The organism is Nocardia macrotermitis, assembly GCF_009604405.1.
Lineage (GTDB): Bacteria > Actinomycetota > Actinomycetes > Mycobacteriales > Mycobacteriaceae > Nocardia > Nocardia macrotermitis.
The window spans coordinates 149,839-166,820 of sequence record NZ_WEGK01000014.1 but is presented as its reverse complement, the minus strand read 5'-3'; the positions used below and the strand labels follow the sequence as shown (position 1 = coordinate 166,820).

Below are 16,982 nucleotides of genomic sequence, written 5' to 3'. Positions count from 1 at the left end.
TCACTCCTGTGTCTTGCGTGCTCGGGCGGATTTTCTCGGGGTGGCGGTTCGGCCACGAGTCGCGGTCGGCGGACGCCACGCGCGCAGATCCTCATCGCTCAATCCGTGCTCGCTCTGAACCTGACGGCGATATCCGGCGAAGAATGCCGAGGGCGGTCCGCTGTAGGCCTCATCGAATTCGTTGTGCCACTGGTCGAGCCATGGTTGCAGCTCGAGCAGACCTGCCAGTAGGGGCGTGATCTGCTCGGTGCTCGGAGACTGGGTCGTGAAGTACGTCGCGAGAGCGCGAGCCTGCTCCCGGTGATCCCAACCTGCCCAGCCGTAGCGTTGCGGGGTGGGGATGTTGGTGTCGCCGTAGGAGATGAAGCGTTCCTTCGGCACATCGAGTTTGCCGCGGGCCTGCCAGAACGAGGTGCGCAGGAAATCCGCGGTGGTGTACTTGGGCGGAACCGGGATCGAATCGCGAATCTTCAACTGTAGCTCCAGATTCGGTGCGTTGTCCTCCTGGCGTTGGAGATCCCAGACGTGTTCCCAGTCGGCGCGTTTGCGTAGGCCGGATGGTTTGTAGCGCAGGGCTGCGAGGAAGGGGACGTGCTCCGTGGTGATCAGGTCCGTCACGACTTTCGCCAAGTCTTGGCGAGGCGCGTAGATCGCGGCGACCGAGGTGAAATCCTCGTTCTGTGCGAGGAGGTCCGTCAAGCGGGGCAGGGTGCGGATGACGGGCTGGTCGTTCTCGTCGAACCAGAGATCGCGGTGTTCCATGCGATCGAGGAGCCAGGAGCGGAGGGCCTTGTCCTGCAACGCATCCCAGCCCTCGGTTGCCCAGCGGCGCTTGCACTCGGGGCGTTCGATCATATTGATGGCGCGGTTGTTCTCGATGGCTTCGATGCGTTTTTCGACGATGCGTTTGTAGGGAGCGGGCCAGTGGGAGGGAATTTCGGTTATCGGAGTAGCATCATGGCGACTGAACCATTCACCGGATGCTCCCTCTTTCAAGACTTGACGAGCCAGAAGTATCTCAAATGCACGTTCACCGAACGTAATCGGCGGAACTATCGACTCGAGTGCGCGCAGATCCTCGGAATGAAGCCCGTAAATTGAGTATGTCTGCCAGTCGAGTTCTTCTTGCAGAGCGACCGACTGGGCTCGTAAGACATTCCACTCGGATCGCGCCGTGTTCAGCAGAACTGAGGACGGCACACACGTTTTCATAACCGCAGCCGGGGAGGTCTTTGTTATCCGATCGGCCAGTAGATCAATTTCTTTACTCAGATCGACCGGCTGTGTAGGCGGCACCGGAAACTCTTGCAGTTTTGTTCCCGTGAACTCGTAGAACTTTTCCCAGGACTCGCTCGCGATTCCACCGCCGATACCACCACCGCCCTTATCGTGGCTGACCATCTTCAGCCAGAAGCAGGCGGTGGAGCTGTTGAGCAGCCCGAGCAGCCTCAGATGCTCCTCCTCGCTTGCCCCCTCCGGCAGCTTGATAACCGGCGCAGACTGCTTGAACACATTTCCCCCACGGTCCAACACGAAATGGTTATGTGTCGCCACGAACGCAAATGCTATTCCCAAATTTACGATGAAACGCTCAGGATGCCAGCGACTCCATTCGAACCATGTCAAGCCAATATCCTCGTGGACACCGCCGGGCTCACGCCGGATACGTAGCGCAGTCCTAACACTCCAAAGCACTTGCTCAACGTCAACCGTCAGCTCAGCTCGATAATTTGACCCGTACGGAAATATACTTTCCGTTACAGGAAATACATTCCAGTCACGAAGTGCGTCACCTTCTACAACGGGGATCGTATGCGAACTAGCGATTCCCAGTCTCCCCCATGTGCCAGAGTGCGCGAAGTATGCAGAGTCGTTACCGGTGTGCGCATAACGACCAATGACACGTCGCACGGCTGCGAGCCGATTTACGCTGAACCTCTCGATATGCGTGACCATTTCGAGGCCACCATCCAGAAGAATCCATGGCTGTCTATCGAAGTATAGTACTCTATCAAGATCTTCGACAGAAATCCATTGGCCCACAAATCCCGGACTGTCGATATGTGTAATGATTTCCTGCCATACGACACCTTCTTCTGGATCCAGGGGAATTTTAGGCTCGCCACGAATGCTTCGCACAGTACGAATAGTTGGAATGCGACACTTGCCCGACCGTGATGTCCCGACAAGAATTACCGTAGGAGTACCGTGCCCCGGAATATAGACACCAGAGGTATCAATTACTTCAGTGAGCTCCACCTCTTTAGCGAAGTAGTACTCTATCAAATTCTTCCCGAACTCACGCTTCATGAACGCGTTGTCTGTAATCTGCCCAACTCGCCCATAACCACGCCCATCACGGTTACCCCGCAATGCCAGCTCGAAGAATCTGACAGCAAAAGGTGTCGATAGATGGTATTGATTGACCGCAATATTAGCGTAGGCCGACTTGTACGCCTCATTAAGCGTCTTATCCTTTACCGTAATATACGGCGGATTGCCGACCACCACGTGATAGCGCCCGTTCCGGAGGATGCGCGGATGCTCCGTCAGATCCTCAGTGGCATAAGAAAATTCGGCGAGCTGGCTTCCATCCCTATTGCTGCCATAAGCGAGTTCGAGCTGCCTATTCTGAATGAGTGAGTCGCCGACCGCTAGGTGGATCGGCCACTCATAATTAGTCGCCTTTTCTAACGTATAGATCTTGGCAGCCGCCATGGCAACCACAAGTAATCGGAACCGAGCGATAGCGATGGCAAATGGGTTGAGGTCTACCCCATGGACTGAATCCAGCGCAGCCCGCACTTGCTGATACAGGTCCTTCCCACACGGCTCACCCTTCCACGCCTTGACCAACCGCCGGAAAGCCCCCAGCACGAAATGCCCTGAACCGCAGGTAGGATCGATAACCATCAGCCCCTCGTGCCCAAACTCTTCGAGAGCTGGAGTCATAGTGCGCTCAAGGATAAACTCTTCCACGAATTCCGGAGTCTGTAACAACGCATACGCTTTGCGCGCGTTCTCCGAGAGATCCTGATACAAATCGCCAAGGAAACGCGTATTCCACCCTTCCTTGCCGTCCTCGGTCAGCGGGTCGGTGAAGTCGTGTACCAGATCGCCGGATTCGCTTCGGGTACGCCAGAATGCGATCAATCCGCCCGCAGCTTCATGGGACAGGGGAACCTGGTAGAGGGCATTGTGGTTCGGGTCGAAGAGGAGCTTTCCGGCTTGGCCGGAGCCGAGTTCGGCGAAGGCGCGCAGTAGCCAGCCTCGGTAGGTGGGGTCGGGGTCGGATTCGGTGTAGGCGTCATAGCGGGCCTGTGCCAGATCACGGCGGTCGGGGGTGGGGCCGGTGAGGTACGGCTCGGTGATCAGCAGGTTGTCTTCGCAGAAGCGTACGAAGACCGTGCCGAGGATCCAGGCCGCAGCCACCTGGGGGATGCGGCCGGGGAACTTGTCGTCGCCGATCAGCCAGGTCGACCAGGTGGCGGCGGTGCGGCCGACCTTCTTCGCCTCGTGGTATTCATCGAGTAGCCGATCGCGAGCCTGCCGGGCGGAATCGGTTTCGGGGCGCTCGACCTGCTGGATCAAGTCCTTCTCGAGCGCCACCACCTGCTTGCGGAGGTCTGCCAGCAACGAATCTGCGTCGATCATGCCGACACTCCCCGGTCGTCGGCCTCGATGCTGCTGCCATCGGCGCGGTGGGTGTTCCGGATCCAGTCATCGGTCAGCACGATCCATTCGCTGAACCCGGCTTGGAAAGGAACGGCGACCGTACCCAAGCGCGGTTTTCGTTCGGGGTCGTCCTGCGGACAGAGCATCCATAGCCCGTGACCACTGTGCCGCGCTCGTTCGGACAGCCGGTGCAGCACGCCCATCGCGTTGTAGCGGGCGAAGACAACCGTGTCCGTCATGAGCACCGGGCCTGCCGCTGCCCCCAGGCGCGTCAGTACCTGCGGTTCGATGCGGCCCCATGCGGTACGTGCGTACTCCGCGAAACGGATCGCGCGCTTGCTGCCTGGTTCCGCGGCGTCGGCCAGCAAGATCGTCTCCCAGGTCGGCTTGCCACCCATGGGAATCAAATCGTGCATGGCGGACAGGAACAGTCCTGTCATCGAAATCGGCTCGGCCACGAACCGACTCGCGATCTCGCCGACTGCCAGGCCGGTGAGCGCGGAACGCACCGTCAGCACTCGGAAGCCGTCGCGACCCACCGCGTCGGCGAGTTGTTCCTCGGCCCGTGATGCCGCCGCCACCGCGGGGTCATCGGCCCAGCGGCCGTCCCGGATCGAGGTCGCGGTGGATCGACGGCCCGACCACACCGACATCGAACTGAAGGCGTCGATCCCGTGTGCGGGTAGGTAGCGGGTCACCCCTTCGGCACTGGTCTCCAGGATCAGATCGAATCCGGCGTTGCGCAAAGCCGCGGTGAGCTCCGAACCTTCCGGAAGCCCCCGTTCCACACCGAGTTCCGGGAATCTTCTGCGAATCCGCTCGTGCACCTCATCGACTCGCACACCGGGTTGACGCAGACGCTCCAGGCCCGGGGTGAGACGCACGAGCCCCGCCTGGGTGAGGCGCGCCGCTCGGATCAGCGGCAGAGTCAGCGGATAGATCTCCAAACGTGGTGTGGCGGCGGCATTCCGCGATGCACCCACTGCCATCTGCACCAATCGTCGCTCATCCCAGCCCAGATCGGACCATTCGACGACACCGGGCGGCACATCGATCGCACTCAACCGCTCCAGCACGGTGGCGGGGGTCGGGAGTGTCTCCGAGTCCGCCAACCGGTCGGCCGTCGCGCCCAGCCGTGCGGCATAGCCCAAAAGAGCCTTCACCGAAGGTGTTTCGGGTGGATCGTTCGCTTCGTCGACCTCCAGTGCCAGTATTACCGGGAGTACTCCGTCGCGAGGATCATTGCATTTGAACGCCGCCTGATCCGGCGTCAACTGCTCGGCCTCCGAAACCGCCCGCACTACCGCCACCGCCAATGCCCGGCGCTGTGCACGGCCGTCCAGCCGGGTGCCGCGGCGCAGGATCAGGGCGTCGGCGAGTTCGACCACTGAAGCGACCCGGCCGAATTCCCGTAGCAGCTCCAGGATTTCATCACGCACCGCGGACAGCGCATCGGATTTGCGCCACTTCTGACGCATCTGTTTCAGCGACAGTGAGATGGTCGGCGAGCTGACTCCCATCGATGCCGCCACTGCGGATTGGGTCGGCCATACGCCAAGCTCCGACAGGTCATCAGCGCCGGGAACCCGGAGCAGCCGAGTCACCATGTCGACCTTGGTGGCGTTGCTGCCGTTGTTGTTGAGTTCCGGCACCAGCTGCGATACCAGGGTGTCCAGGCTCAGTGCCCGCAGCGTCGCCGCGCTCGAATCCGCTGGGGCGGAATGTACTTCGTTCAGTTCCTCCTTTGCTGCGCGGCGTCCCTCACTGGTGAGCGGGTTGGGGGCGGGGCGGCCCAGCAGTCTGCCCCATTGCTTCTGGCGGCTCTGGATCTCGATACGAGTACGCGCACCCAGACCGGGGGCGTTGATGAGGTTGCGCTGACTGTAATCGAGGAGATCGCCGACCGTGTTGATGCCGAGCCCGTACAGGAACTGCTCGGCCGCCGCCGTCAAACCGGCAGTCGCCAAGGGGGTTTCACGGGTCACTTGCTCCGCGATACGGTCACGCTCCTGCCCGGAGGTCTCCGCATCGGCGGGCGCGAGCTCCGCGACTTCGAGCCGGGCGGGGGTTTCCGAGGCACCAGCAGTCGTCTGCGTGCCGGGCTGCCGGGTCCGCGGCCGGGACGGCACCGCACGGGCCATCTCCAGGAAGATCCGCCGCCACTCGTCGCGCATGGGCTTGAGATCGTCGAATCGTTGCGCGACATCGCGATGCAGCGCTCTGCGGAAGAAGCCGATCAACCCGTCCCGAATCGCGGGATCGAAAGCGTCCGCGGCGATTTCGGGACAGGGGTGCTGCTTCGGATCGGTCTGCCGGGCCGCGACCGAACCGTCACCCCAGTGAGGCAGCTCCGCGGATGCCATCTCGTGCAGGGTCACGGCCAACGCGAAACGTTCCGCGTGCGCGTCGTAATTGGGCCGGCCGATGGTGCCGATGAACGGATCGAGGTAGCCGTCGGTCCCGGCCTCGGTATCCTTGGCCGGATAGCCCGCCAGCGAAAAGTCGATCAGCACCAGCTGACGAGTTCGATTGGGACGCACTCGGATAGCGATGTTGTCCGGTTTCAGATCACGGTGCCAGATGCCCTCACCTTCGAGGAATTCGACCGCGCCGAACAGGTATTCGCCGTATGCCTCCAATTCGTCGACCGTGAGTCGGCCGTTCTCGCGCAGGTGCCGCGCGACGGTCTCCTCGGTGCGCCGACGCTTGCTTCCGGCGTCCGGCGGCGCGGTCAATTCCCTTTCGTCACCGACATATTCGAGTAGTAACCCGGTCCGGTTGCCGAGATGGACGAGCCCGGGCTCCACCGGCTGGATGATGCGGGCATCCTTGCGCAGCCGCCGCATCACCTCGGCTTCGCGGGTCAGCACATCCGCGCGACCATCCGACAGTGCCACCTTCAGGACCGCGAAGGCTCGCGTGTCCTTCGCCTGCGGATCGGACTCGAGGTCGCGGACCAGGAACGCACGACTGGTCGAGCCGGTGCCCAGCCGCCGGCGTACCTCCCAACGTCGGTTCAGGACATCACCTGCGACCGCTTCGAGCGGATCAACCTCCGGCGCAACCGGTTCCGGCTCGGCCGGGCTGCGTAGTCCGGTCTCGATGAGTTCCAACCACTCGAGGAACTCGTCCACCGTCGAGATCCTGCGCTCGGGCCGATAGGCGGTGGCCGCGTCGACCAGTTCGTCGAGATCGGAGTTCAGGCCGTCCACCACGACACCGGGACGTAACCCCTCACCCGCCTCCAGCCTGGCGAGCAACTCCGCCTGACTCGCAGCCGGAGGACGACCGGCCAGAAGCAGATAGGTGAGCATGCCCAAGCCGTAGACATCCATCTCGATCGGCTCGGGTTTGGGGGCGGCCAACTCCGGCGCGAGATATACCTCGGTGCCGGGAGCCAGATGTGTCGTCGCGAGCCCCGTCGTCGATCCGCCGGTGAGGCCCGGTCTGCTGACCGTGCTGCGCTGTGCGGCGATCTGCCAGTCCGAGATCAGCAGATGCGGTGTGCGCCAACCATCTTGCTCTGCCAGCCGACGGCCACTCCGGTCGTGCCGACGTGGGATCACGTGTATCGAGTGTGCGGCCAGGCTGCGGTGGTAGATGCGCTTGGAGTGCGCCGCGCGCACCGTCTCCGCGAGCTGCCGTACCAGCTGCAACCGGTCGGCAAGGTCCAGAGCCGCAGCATGACGTGAGACGAATTCGTCCAAACGCACAGTGGACGAATCGTATTCGAAGATCAGCGCCGGACCCGCCGGATGCGCACCGGAGTCGATATCGACGAACCGCACCACGCCGGGATGCCGGAACCGGCGCAGTACCGCCGCCTCTCGCTTCGCCGAGTCGTACACCGACCTGCGCGCCTCGGCATCCGCGCCGCGTTCGGAGACGTAGATTCGGACGCGTGCCGACGTGCCGAGATCGGAGTGTTCGGCCCGATAGTCGCTCCAGGTCGGCCCGGTGTCGAACGGCCTGTGTTCGAGCCGGTACGCGCCCACGGTGAAATCGGCTTCACTGCGGCCGATTCCGACCTTCGTCAGCGCCCGAACAACGGCCTTCGCTCGCTGAGCGGTTATCCGACGACGCTCGTCGCGTACCGGTTCGTTCAAGACCCGGACCAACTCCGCGATGGTGTGCGTGTGCACGCGGTCGCCGGGCGGCAGTTCGAACGTCAGACCGCTGTTCGTGAGACACACATGACTGGTCACGAAGACCCGTGCGGCCCCGAGATGCGGGGCGAGCAGTCCGGCCAGCTCCTTGGCTTTCTGCTCATTGAGATGCAGCGGGTTGCGGTGATGCCGCCGACCTCCGGTGTCGTGCTTCAACACCCAGTCACCGCCCTCGACGGTGAGGCGGCCGCGCCAATCCTTCAACTCGATCAGGTGGACACCATTGGGCGCTATGACCAGCAGATCCACCTCTCGCACATGGCCGTAATGCTCGATGAACGAAAAGTTCGAATACGCGCACCAGGGGTCGACATCGGGCAGCGCGGCGCGGATGGCCTCCAGACCACGACGCTCGTGCTCGAAACTCGACTCGCTGATACGCGTCCATCGACCCACTTCCATGGCCCGCACCCCGTTTTCCTCTTGCCATCACAATCCACGGGTGGTAGGCGAACGGTCGAATCTCGAAGCACAGCAGTCCTTTCCGATCCCCACCACACCGCCGGACACTTCGACGTACTCGCCGCCTCTGTTACATGCTCATCCTTCGAGTGCAATCGGGTGAGCAGGCCACCGTCCCTGGCCGAATGCTGATGATCAATCGATCCGTATACGTCGTGCAACCTCGAAAAATGTTGTGGCAGCGCCCATATGACGTCGAAGCAACATGCCGGCCAGCAGAAGATGACATGTCCGACGTGCGAGCCTCGCCAACCGAGGATGTACGCAGCAAACGAATTGAGTACTTGGACATGATCTTTGGCGCGAGCACCGATTTCCCGGAAGCCGGAGCCGATCCCCAACGAATTCAGCTGGTAGACCGTGGAAGAGGTCACGGCGCCGCGAAATCCACGCCACGCGCTCGAGTGGCAGGGCACGGTTTCCGAGCTCTCCGCCAGTTACGTCCGACTCGAGCGTGGAGATGCCTCAGGCGTTGGTGACGGATCGCCGGTTGGCGAACAGATCGCTACCGATCAAAAACATCGGTGTGTCGCGACACGACACGCCATGACCGCTTGTCATGGCTCGGATAGCGATATCGATTCTGGTTGTTGCGCAGAATGATACGGAGTGTGGGTGGGAGGCTGAGCTGTCGCAATCGTGTTCGATCGAAGTGCCGGTACCGCATGGCCGCTCAGCGTGGGTGCGAGCCGGGTGGTTGTGGGGGGATCCAGGTTGGGCGGGGGGTTGGTTGGGGGCCGTAGTAGGGCGGGATGTAGCCCGGTGGGTAGCGGTAGCTCGGGGGTGGGGGTCGGCGGGAGGTGCGGAAGTACTGGTCGGCTGCGGGGCGGGTTAGGAGGAACAGTGCGGCGATGGTGAGAGGGAGGGTGATGTAGGCGATCAGGGTGGTGAAGTGGTGGTACCAGGGGAGGCTGGTGGCTGTGGTCGTGGCCAGGAGCAGGGCGGTTACGGCGATGGTCAGGGTGGCGGTGATCCAGGTGAGGATGCGGGCCCAGTTCTTTCCGGAGGCGTCGAGGAGGGCCAGGGTCAGGTAGGTGGCGGCGACCAGGGCGGAGCAGACTCCCAGTAGGCCGATACCGAGCGCGGCGATCCGGCCGTGGTCCGTGTCGCCGTAGCGCTCGCTGTAGATCCAGGTGTACTCCGGGATGGCGTAGAACGCCGCGATCGCGGAGACCACCCGTAGTGCGGCCACACCGGCGAGGAGGTAGCACGCCAGGGTTACGGGGGTGGGGCGCTGGATGCGGGGTGCGGGTGGGGCCGGGGCCGCGGTGATCACGATGTCCTCCCGAAGGTCGGGACGGGGCGGCGACGACGGATGAGGAGCCAGCCGCCCGCTATGAGCCATGCCAGGATCGGCAGGATTGTCAGGACGTAGAAGAGCGGTCGTGAAGTGGCCGGGGACGGTGGGGCGATCGGGAGCTGGTCGATGGGGCGGCTCGCCGTCAGACCGCCGAGCCACACGTTCTTCGCGTCGTTGTCGGAGACCGGGCCGTAGAGCGAATTGCCAACGGTCTGCGGCAGTTTCGGGTGCTGGTTCGTGAAGGCGGGACCGGTCAGGCTGTTGTCGGTGATGGCGCTGAAGTCGACACCGCCGAAGACATACGTCCAAGTCTCGATCATGTCGCCCTTGGTCGTGGTGTACGAGCGGTGGAACTCGCCGTCCCGATACGAGGTGACGTACTGGTCGTAGGTGACCTTCGGTGTCCAGTTCTCCTTCGTGACCCAGCGGCTGATATCGCCCTTGTCGATCAGATCCGAATAGGTGGTGTGCTTGGTTCGGCTGCGGTCGCGGTACCACTGGGCCGCGACCCGGCTGAAGTAGACCCGGCGCAGGTCCGCGTACTCGGGCGCCTCGTTGACCTGCTTCTGCACCAACGGCACGATCATGGTTCGGAACAGTTGCGCGTTGTACTCGGCGTCGGCGTCCTTGGTGCAGGCGCTGGCGGAACCGGCTCCGGCACTTGCCAGATAGTCGCTCTCGGTCTTCACCGTCAGGGGTGCGTCGAGGATGTAGAGCTCGTTACCGGTGTCCCGGACCGTCGCGGTGCCCGGCACGATCCAGGAACGTTCGGACATGCACTTGCTCTCCGCTGCGCCGTGCAGGCCGTCCCAGAACTGGCGGCCGAGTGGCGTGTCGGGATCGATGAGTTTGGCCGTGGTCTTCTTCATCAGCAGGTCGGCCTGCAGGAGGACCCGGCCCGCGTCGGTGCGACCGAACTGGTCGTTGATGATGCGGTCGGGTTCGTCGGGGCTGAGGTTGACGGTGAACACGTCGGTGGGCAGTTCGAGCCAGACGAAGAACGCGTCCGAGGCCAGCTTCGCGGCGGTCCGGCCACCGTAGGAGACCTGCTCGTTCGGAGCGGCGTCGGCCTGGAAGGCGAACTGCGCGGCCTGGCCTTGGTAGGAGTCGGTGACGTAGCGCAACTGCAAGGTCGAGAAGTCCACGCCGCCAAGGCTTTCGGTGACGGACTCGTCCTCGTTGTACTCCGCGCCGAGTTCCGCCGCGTCCTGTTTCGCGATGTCCTCGGCGAGCGCGGCCGCCCGCGCGGCGGCCTCGGGAGAGTCGGGCGAATTGACCAGGGCAGTATTCAACGCGCCGTCCTGGGTGTGCTGGCCGGGGGCGGCGAGCACACCACCGTTGCCGGCGCTGGTCGCCGAGGTCCAAGTGGGCCGGGGCGGGGCCTTCTTGCTGTCGGGGATCGAGACGCCGACCGCGGTCGCCGGGTAGTAGCGCGCGATGAACGCCACCCGATTGAGCGTTTGACCGGATGTGAGGCCCTGGTTCTCGGGCATGGCCAGATTCGCTTTTTCGATCGCGTCCAACGCGGCCTTGGACGGCCGCTGCTGGAACAGGTACACGAATGTCTTGTTCTTCAGCTGGGCGAGTTTGACGAACCCGTCGAGTTGTTTCGCACGCAACTCGGCGCTGGCTTTGAACTCGTAGGCATAGGGCTCGCTGTCGGAATAGGCGTCGGGCTTCTCGCCCACCCCGGTTCCGGCGACGGGTTTGTCGAACTGCCAGCCCTTACCGGAGAACAGATTCTTGCTGTTGTTGCGAATGAAGGGCTCGAATGCCTTGCCCCGCTTCGCATTGTCCCGCATCCGGGCGTACGCCTGCCGATACTCCTCGAACGAACTGTCCCCACCTCGTGCCTTGTAGTCCTCCCACCGGGCATAGAAATGCGCCGGGCTGCCGGGGGTGAGGTTCTTCCTGTTGCTCAGTTTGGTGACGTACTCCTCGTAGATCTCGTACTCGTCGGGCGAGGTCGTGGGGTCCGGTGGCGCGGGCAGATCGAAGATGTCCTGCGCGGACGGGAACTGGAAGGTGGGCACCGTCAGCCCCGGAGGCAGTGGCGCGGTCGGATCGAAACCCGGAAGATACTGTGCCGGAGGTGGTTCCGCGACGGCGGGCCCCAGCACCGCGCCGGTCAACGCGATCACGAGCATGACGACACACGCCAGGCGGACTCTCAGGAAGTCATTCACGGCCGCGGCCTTCCCCTCACGGAACCGGACGACATGCCCGCCCGACCCCACCTGATTCCGCACAGGCACCGGTCGGGTCCGCACCTCGGTGCGACTCGGCCGATACCGATGTACATCGAGGGTAGCCCCGCGCGAGGCGTACCACGAGTGAATTTCGCCGGGGCCGAAACCGTTGACGCTAGCTACCTTCGGGCTCCGGCAGCCAGCGCGCGTACTCCTCGCGCAACGTGCCAGGGACGCGATTCCGCACGAAATCGCGCAGGATCACGACCGGCTTGACGCGCCTGCCGTCCGGATCGAGTTGCTGCACACAGGGATCGCCGGCGTAGATGCTCGGCGACTTGGGGTCCATGGTGCGAAAGACCCAGTCCCCTCCCCCGATTCGGCGCACCACCTCGCCGAGATACCAGGCCGCGCCCTGGACGAATTCGCGGTGTGCGGGGTCGCGCAGATCCTTGGGCAGCGGAGTTTGTTGCAGCAGAAGGCTTTCCAGCGTATCCAATGACTCGGGTCCGAAATCCCAGGTGCCGTCGGGGCCGTAGGTGCGGGTCCACTGTTCGAACGTGCTGCGACGTTCGGCGACCCAGGTCGCGATGTACGCGGCGTCCGCCGAGCTCATCTCGACGGGATCGACGCCCGGGGTTCGCTTCTTCTCCGGTCTCCAGTCCGGATTCGAAAGTCGGTGCTGGCCAATGACTTTCGACCATTCGGTGTACACATCGGAGAACTCGTGGCCGCTCATGTCGGCGACCGCTCGCGCCAGAATTCGCAGCGGGTACACCGTTGCCAGGCCGACCGCGTCGTCCGCATGTACGAAGGGCTCGCCGTCATCCCAACCCCAGGCGCCACCGGCCAGCCGCATCAGCACCTCACCGAGGTATCCGGCCACACCGTCGGCCAGCTCCTGCTGTTCGGGATCCGAGATATCGTTCGTCGCAACGAAATACGACGGCAGCAGCCGTTCCAAGGGGGCGAGTGACGCACCGGTGAAGTCGACCTCGAATCCGTCGCCTTCGAGTCCCTCCACTTGCAGAATCGCCAGGCCGACATGACCGACCCAGTCATCGAGCCCTTGGTAGGTGCCCATCGCGGATCCTCTCGCCGTCGACGACGCTTTCCAGCAGGGAATGCTACGCGAGGGGAAGGCGGGCAACGGTTGTGTGCCCGCCTTTCAGAAGCCTCCGAGATGCGTGGGTCTACTCGTCGGCCGCGTTGTCCCGATGGTGTTGCATTCTCGTGCGCAGGGATTCGTCCCAGCGGGGGAAGATGTCGGTGTGGACGCCGAACTGGTCCAGGGCGCGGCCGACGGATTGGTCGATGACCTCTTCCAGGGTGCTGGGGCGGTGGTAGAAGGCGGGGATCGGGGGGGAAGATCGTGCCGCCGGCCTCGGTGATCGTGGTCATGTTGCGGAGCTGGATCAGGTTGAAGGGGGCCTCGCGGACCATCAGCACCAGGCGGCGACGTTCCTTGAGTACGACGTCGGCCGCGCGGGACAGCAGGGTCGAGCTGACGCCGCTGGCGATCTCGCCGACCGAGCGCATGGAGGCGGGGGCGATCAGCATGCCGAGGGTGCGGAACGATCCCGAGGACATCGGCGCGCCGACATCGTTGATGTTGTAGACGAAGTCGGCGTGGGCGGCCAATTCCTCCTTGCTCATATCGGTTTCGTAGGCGCGCACCAATTCCGCGGCCCGGCTCACGATCAGATGCGTTTCCACACCCACCTCGCGGAGTACCTGGAGTGCCCGGACGGCGTACACGGTACCGGTCGCACCGGTCACCCCCACGATGATGCGGTCCTTTTCTGCCTGAGTCATACCGGGTACTCCAGATTCAGCTCGGGGGCGTATGGGCGTGGATCGATATCACGGAAATGGGCTCGCTCGAATTTGTCCTTGAGATGGAACGGCACGGTCGCGTCGAAAATGGTTTTCGCGGTGGTGCCCTTGGCCGGAAGCCTGGGGTTGTAATCGGGATTCTGGCTCGGGTCGAGGACGTGACCGCTGACCGCCGGAATGGTGATGATATCGGTGTCGCCCTGCATGCGGGTGGTCATCGCCCAGAGCACATCGTCGGTGTCGAAGATATCCACGTCCTCGTCGATCAGGATCAGGTTCTTCAGCTCGGAATACACTCCGAAGGCCAGCAGCGCGGCCTGCCGGATGCGGCCGTCGTCGAAGGAGTTCGTCTTCTTACATTGCAGGATGGACAGGAATTTCCCGCCACCGGCACTGTGCGCGTACACGCCCGTGACGAAACCGGGCATGGCATCGTTCAGGGCGTTGTAGATACTTCCCTCGGTCGGCAGTCCGGCGAGACTCACGTGCTCTTCCCCGGGGCCGACGAGCGTTTGCAGGATGGGATTCTTCCGGGTCGTTATGGCGGTAACCTTGATCACCGGCAGAGACGGATTCGCATCACCGTCGTAGCCGGGGAACTCGGGCATCGCATGTCCGGTATGGGTGTTCTGATCCTCTTCCTCCCGCACGTCGGGCAGGATTTCGCCTTCGATCACGACCTCCGCGTAAGCGATCGCCTTCGCGGCCACGCTCACCCCGTCGACCAGTTTCACCGGTTCCTGCCGGATACCGCCCGCCATCCGCAATTCGTCGTAACCCAGCGGAGTCGTCGGCGCTTCGAATTCGGCGCCGATGTGGATCGCCGGGTCCAGGCCCATATTGATGGTGACCTTCAGCGATTCACCTTTCGCCTCGGCGCGCTGCCGGAACGCATCGATATGACGGCCCGGCGCGAAGAAGATCGTCATCCGATCCTTGTCCTGCACACACAATCGGTGAATCGTGACATTGGTGCCGAGTTCGGGATCGCTGGCCAATACCAGGCCCATGCAGAAATACGGTCCGGCATCTTCATCGGTATTCGTCGGCGCGGGCAGAATCTTCCGCATGTCGAAATCCGGATCGGTCGCCCGGTAGATCACTTCCTGACACTTGGCCTCTTCCGGGCCCACATCGATCGGCGACATGCCGTGGTTGATCGCGTCGAAGATCTTCCGGGTGAGTTCATCGGGTGGCGTATCGAACATGATTCCGACCCGTTTACGACTGGCCACCAATCCGACGAGTACCCGGGATCCCGGATACCCCTTCACATTGTTGAAAATCATCGCCGGACCGATCCGCGTCGGCCGCTCGACCGTACCCCCGGCTCCCACCCGCCGATAAACTCCCGCCAGTTCACCGTCCGGATCGATCGGCACATCCGTTTCGATCAATTGTCCGGGATGATGTCGAAGCCGCTCCAATGCCGATCGCAGATCATTGATCGGATGCCGCGTGCCGTCGCCTTTACTCGCCATCGTCGCTTGTCCCTCTTCTTTCCGAATCGTTGACGCAGATCGAGATGGGTTGAAGATGTGGCGCTCCTCATCGCCGCCCAGCTTGCCAAAGATTCGCTACAACATCCAGGGATGGCGGGGTTCGGACACAGAGCGGCGTCCCACCCCGTAGGCCGAGAGCACTACGGGATGGGACGCCGAGTAGAAGAGGATCAGTTGGCGACGGCCGACTTCGCGACGAAGTCTCCGATCGAGGGTTCCACCGCGTCGCGAACGCGAATCTTCCTCGGTAGCAAACCATTTGCCGCGAGCAGGTCCGCGGCGCGCTGCTGTTCGTCGAGGAATTCCTCGGTCACCGGGCCGATACCGAACGGGCGGCCGCGCAGCGCGGCTTCCCAGGCGTCGATGTCGGCGGTGCCGCCTCGGGTGCGGATATCGTCGACGAAGTACTGGGCCGCGGCGCGCGGATTCGCCACGATCCAGGCGTCGGATTCCTGTAGCGCGGTGATGATCGCTTCCAGTGCGGGGCGGTTGTGCTCGGCGAACTCGCGGCTGGTGAACCAGAGCGAGGGGTGGCTGAACACGGATTCGGTGTCGACGAGCGTGTGCAGGGTGGTGGCCGCTTCGACCGCGGTCAGGCCCGGGTAGGCGCCGACCCAGGCGTCCAGGGAGCCGTCCAGCAGCAGCGCGCCCCCGTCGTTGACGTCGGTGTCGACCGGTTCGATATCGGCCCAGCCGAGCCCGGCCGCGTCCAGCGCGAACAGCAGCAGCGTGGTCTGCCAGGAGCCGTGCGCGATCCCGACCCGCTTGCCCTTCAGGTCGGCCACCGACTCGATTCCGTTGTCCGCCTTGGTAACCAGACGCCCGTTCTCGATCCGTGGTCCGGAGATGCCGACGTACACGATGTCGCGGTCGTTGCCGAGCGCGGTGATCGGCGGCGTGAAACCGGTGCCGATGAAATCGAAGCCGCCCGCGGCGAACAGGTGATCCGAATGTACCGACGGCAGTGCGGATTTCACGTCGGCACGCGCGGGCTGGGGCAGGGCGCGCAGGTCCACCCATTCCACGTCGGGCAGTGCGCGTTCCAGAATGCCGCGGTGGCGCAGGACGAACAGGGAGTTGTTGTGCGGGAAGTAGCCGACCCGGACGGTCATCGATGCTCCTGGGAAGTTGTACGGGCGATGTCAGATCAGGCCGCGGCGGCGGGCCTCATCGGCCAGCCCGGTGCGACCCCACTGCACGGCCAGATTGGATTTGTCGAATTCGACAGAGCCGCCGAGAGTTTCGGCGATGGCCTGGTATTGCGCGCCCTCTTCCAGCAGCACCACCAGTTTCGCCAACTCCAGCAGACCGGCGCGCCCGATGACGTTCGCGCCGCCGTTCGCCTCGAAGATGGCGATCAGGTCCGGATCGTGGGTCAACCGGTCCAGCACGAACGCGCCCGCGCCGATACTGCGGTCGATGTGCGGCGGGATCTCCCGGGACAGGGTCAGCCGCTGGACGGCCGCGTAGCGGATGGGGAAGGTGCGGTGCGTCTGCGCCCAGCCACCCAGCCAGGGACTGTGCACGTGCACCACGGAGGTGATCTCGGGGTGGGCGCGGAACACCGGGCCGTAGCCGGTGACGAAACCCGCGGAACCGTTGCCGGACAACACTTCTCCGTCGAACGTCGCCACCACCGGCCGCACGCCGCGATCGGCCGCCCAGGGCCCGGGTTCGTTCAGCGCGACGGCGATGTCCTCGCCGGGCACCCGTTCGACGAAGTTGACGGTTCCGTTGCCGGTCACCGTGCCGGTCTCGCGGAACACCCGGAACGCCTGCTCGGCGTCGCGGGTGGCGGCCGCGACGAAGTCGGTCACGGCCTCGGTGAGCCGAATCTCGGTGCTGGTCATCG

Annotated in this window: 8 protein-coding genes and 1 pseudogene; all 9 read right to left on the bottom strand. The window is 63.5% G+C overall.

The window, feature by feature from the left end; translation table 11 throughout:
* The 9 genes and pseudogenes from pglX to NRB20_RS28405 all read right to left on the bottom strand — a co-directional run bounded on the left by pglX (nucleotide 1) and on the right by NRB20_RS28405 (nucleotide 16,980).
* The gene (gene pglX / locus NRB20_RS28445) at nucleotides 1-3,654 is read right to left on the bottom strand and encodes a BREX-2 system adenine-specific DNA-methyltransferase PglX (protein WP_153414424.1); all 3,654 of its coding nucleotides are present in this window, start codon (nucleotides 3,652-3,654) and stop codon (nucleotides 1-3) included.
* Nucleotides 3,651-8,243 (bottom strand): BREX system serine/threonine kinase PglW, encoded by a 4,593-nt coding sequence (gene pglW / locus NRB20_RS28440; protein ID WP_153414422.1) that lies wholly within the window; start codon nucleotides 8,241-8,243, stop codon nucleotides 3,651-3,653. The genes pglX and pglW overlap by 4 nt, the downstream gene beginning before the upstream one ends.
* Nucleotides 8,244-8,976: 733 nt before the next feature.
* Complete coding sequence (locus NRB20_RS28435; RefSeq protein WP_153414421.1) at nucleotides 8,977-9,579, bottom strand: hypothetical protein; 603 nt, start codon at nucleotides 9,577-9,579, stop codon at nucleotides 8,977-8,979.
* Entirely contained in the window at nucleotides 9,576-11,858 is a 2,283-nt protein-coding gene (locus NRB20_RS28430) for a hypothetical protein (protein WP_153414419.1), read from the bottom strand. The genes NRB20_RS28435 and NRB20_RS28430 overlap by 4 nt, the downstream gene beginning before the upstream one ends.
* Before the next feature lie 109 nt (nucleotides 11,859-11,967).
* Nucleotides 11,968-12,876, bottom strand: coding sequence for a hypothetical protein (locus NRB20_RS28425; RefSeq protein ID WP_153414417.1), 909 nt, complete (start codon nucleotides 12,874-12,876; stop codon nucleotides 11,968-11,970).
* Nucleotides 12,877-13,196: 320 nt separating this feature from the next.
* Nucleotides 13,197-13,607: pseudogene (locus tag NRB20_RS28420) on the bottom strand (UbiX family flavin prenyltransferase); the annotation flags it as partial.
* Complete coding sequence (locus tag NRB20_RS28415) at nucleotides 13,604-15,109, bottom strand: UbiD family decarboxylase (protein ID WP_153414415.1); 1,506 nt, start codon at nucleotides 15,107-15,109, stop codon at nucleotides 13,604-13,606. The gene NRB20_RS28415 and the pseudogene NRB20_RS28420, both read right to left, overlap by 4 nt.
* A gap of 191 nt (nucleotides 15,110-15,300) precedes the next feature.
* On the bottom strand, nucleotides 15,301-16,242 hold the full coding sequence (locus NRB20_RS28410; protein ID WP_153414413.1) for an ABC transporter substrate-binding protein: 942 nt from the start codon (nucleotides 16,240-16,242) through the stop codon (nucleotides 15,301-15,303).
* A 30-nt stretch (nucleotides 16,243-16,272) separates the two neighbouring features.
* Entirely contained in the window at nucleotides 16,273-16,980 is a 708-nt protein-coding gene (locus NRB20_RS28405; RefSeq protein WP_153414411.1) for a class II aldolase/adducin family protein, read from the bottom strand.
* Nucleotides 16,981-16,982: the final 2 nt, after the last annotated feature.

Excerpts from the sequence above, each read along its gene's own strand:
- NRB20_RS28410 (WP_153414413.1), bottom strand. The coding sequence starts at position 16,242 with ATGACCGTCCGGGTCGGCTACTTCCCGCACAACAACTCCCTGTTCGTC.
- NRB20_RS28405 (WP_153414411.1), bottom strand. The coding sequence starts at position 16,980 with ATGACCAGCACCGAGATTCGGCTCACCGAGGCCGTGACCGACTTCGTC.
- pglW (WP_153414422.1), bottom strand. The coding sequence starts at position 8,243 with ATGGAAGTGGGTCGATGGACGCGTATCAGCGAGTCGAGTTTCGAGCAC.
- pglX (WP_153414424.1), bottom strand. The coding sequence starts at position 3,654 with ATGATCGACGCAGATTCGTTGCTGGCAGACCTCCGCAAGCAGGTGGTG.
- NRB20_RS28415 (WP_153414415.1), bottom strand. The coding sequence starts at position 15,109 with ATGGCGAGTAAAGGCGACGGCACGCGGCATCCGATCAATGATCTGCGA.
- NRB20_RS28425 (WP_153414417.1), bottom strand. The coding sequence starts at position 12,876 with ATGGGCACCTACCAAGGGCTCGATGACTGGGTCGGTCATGTCGGCCTG.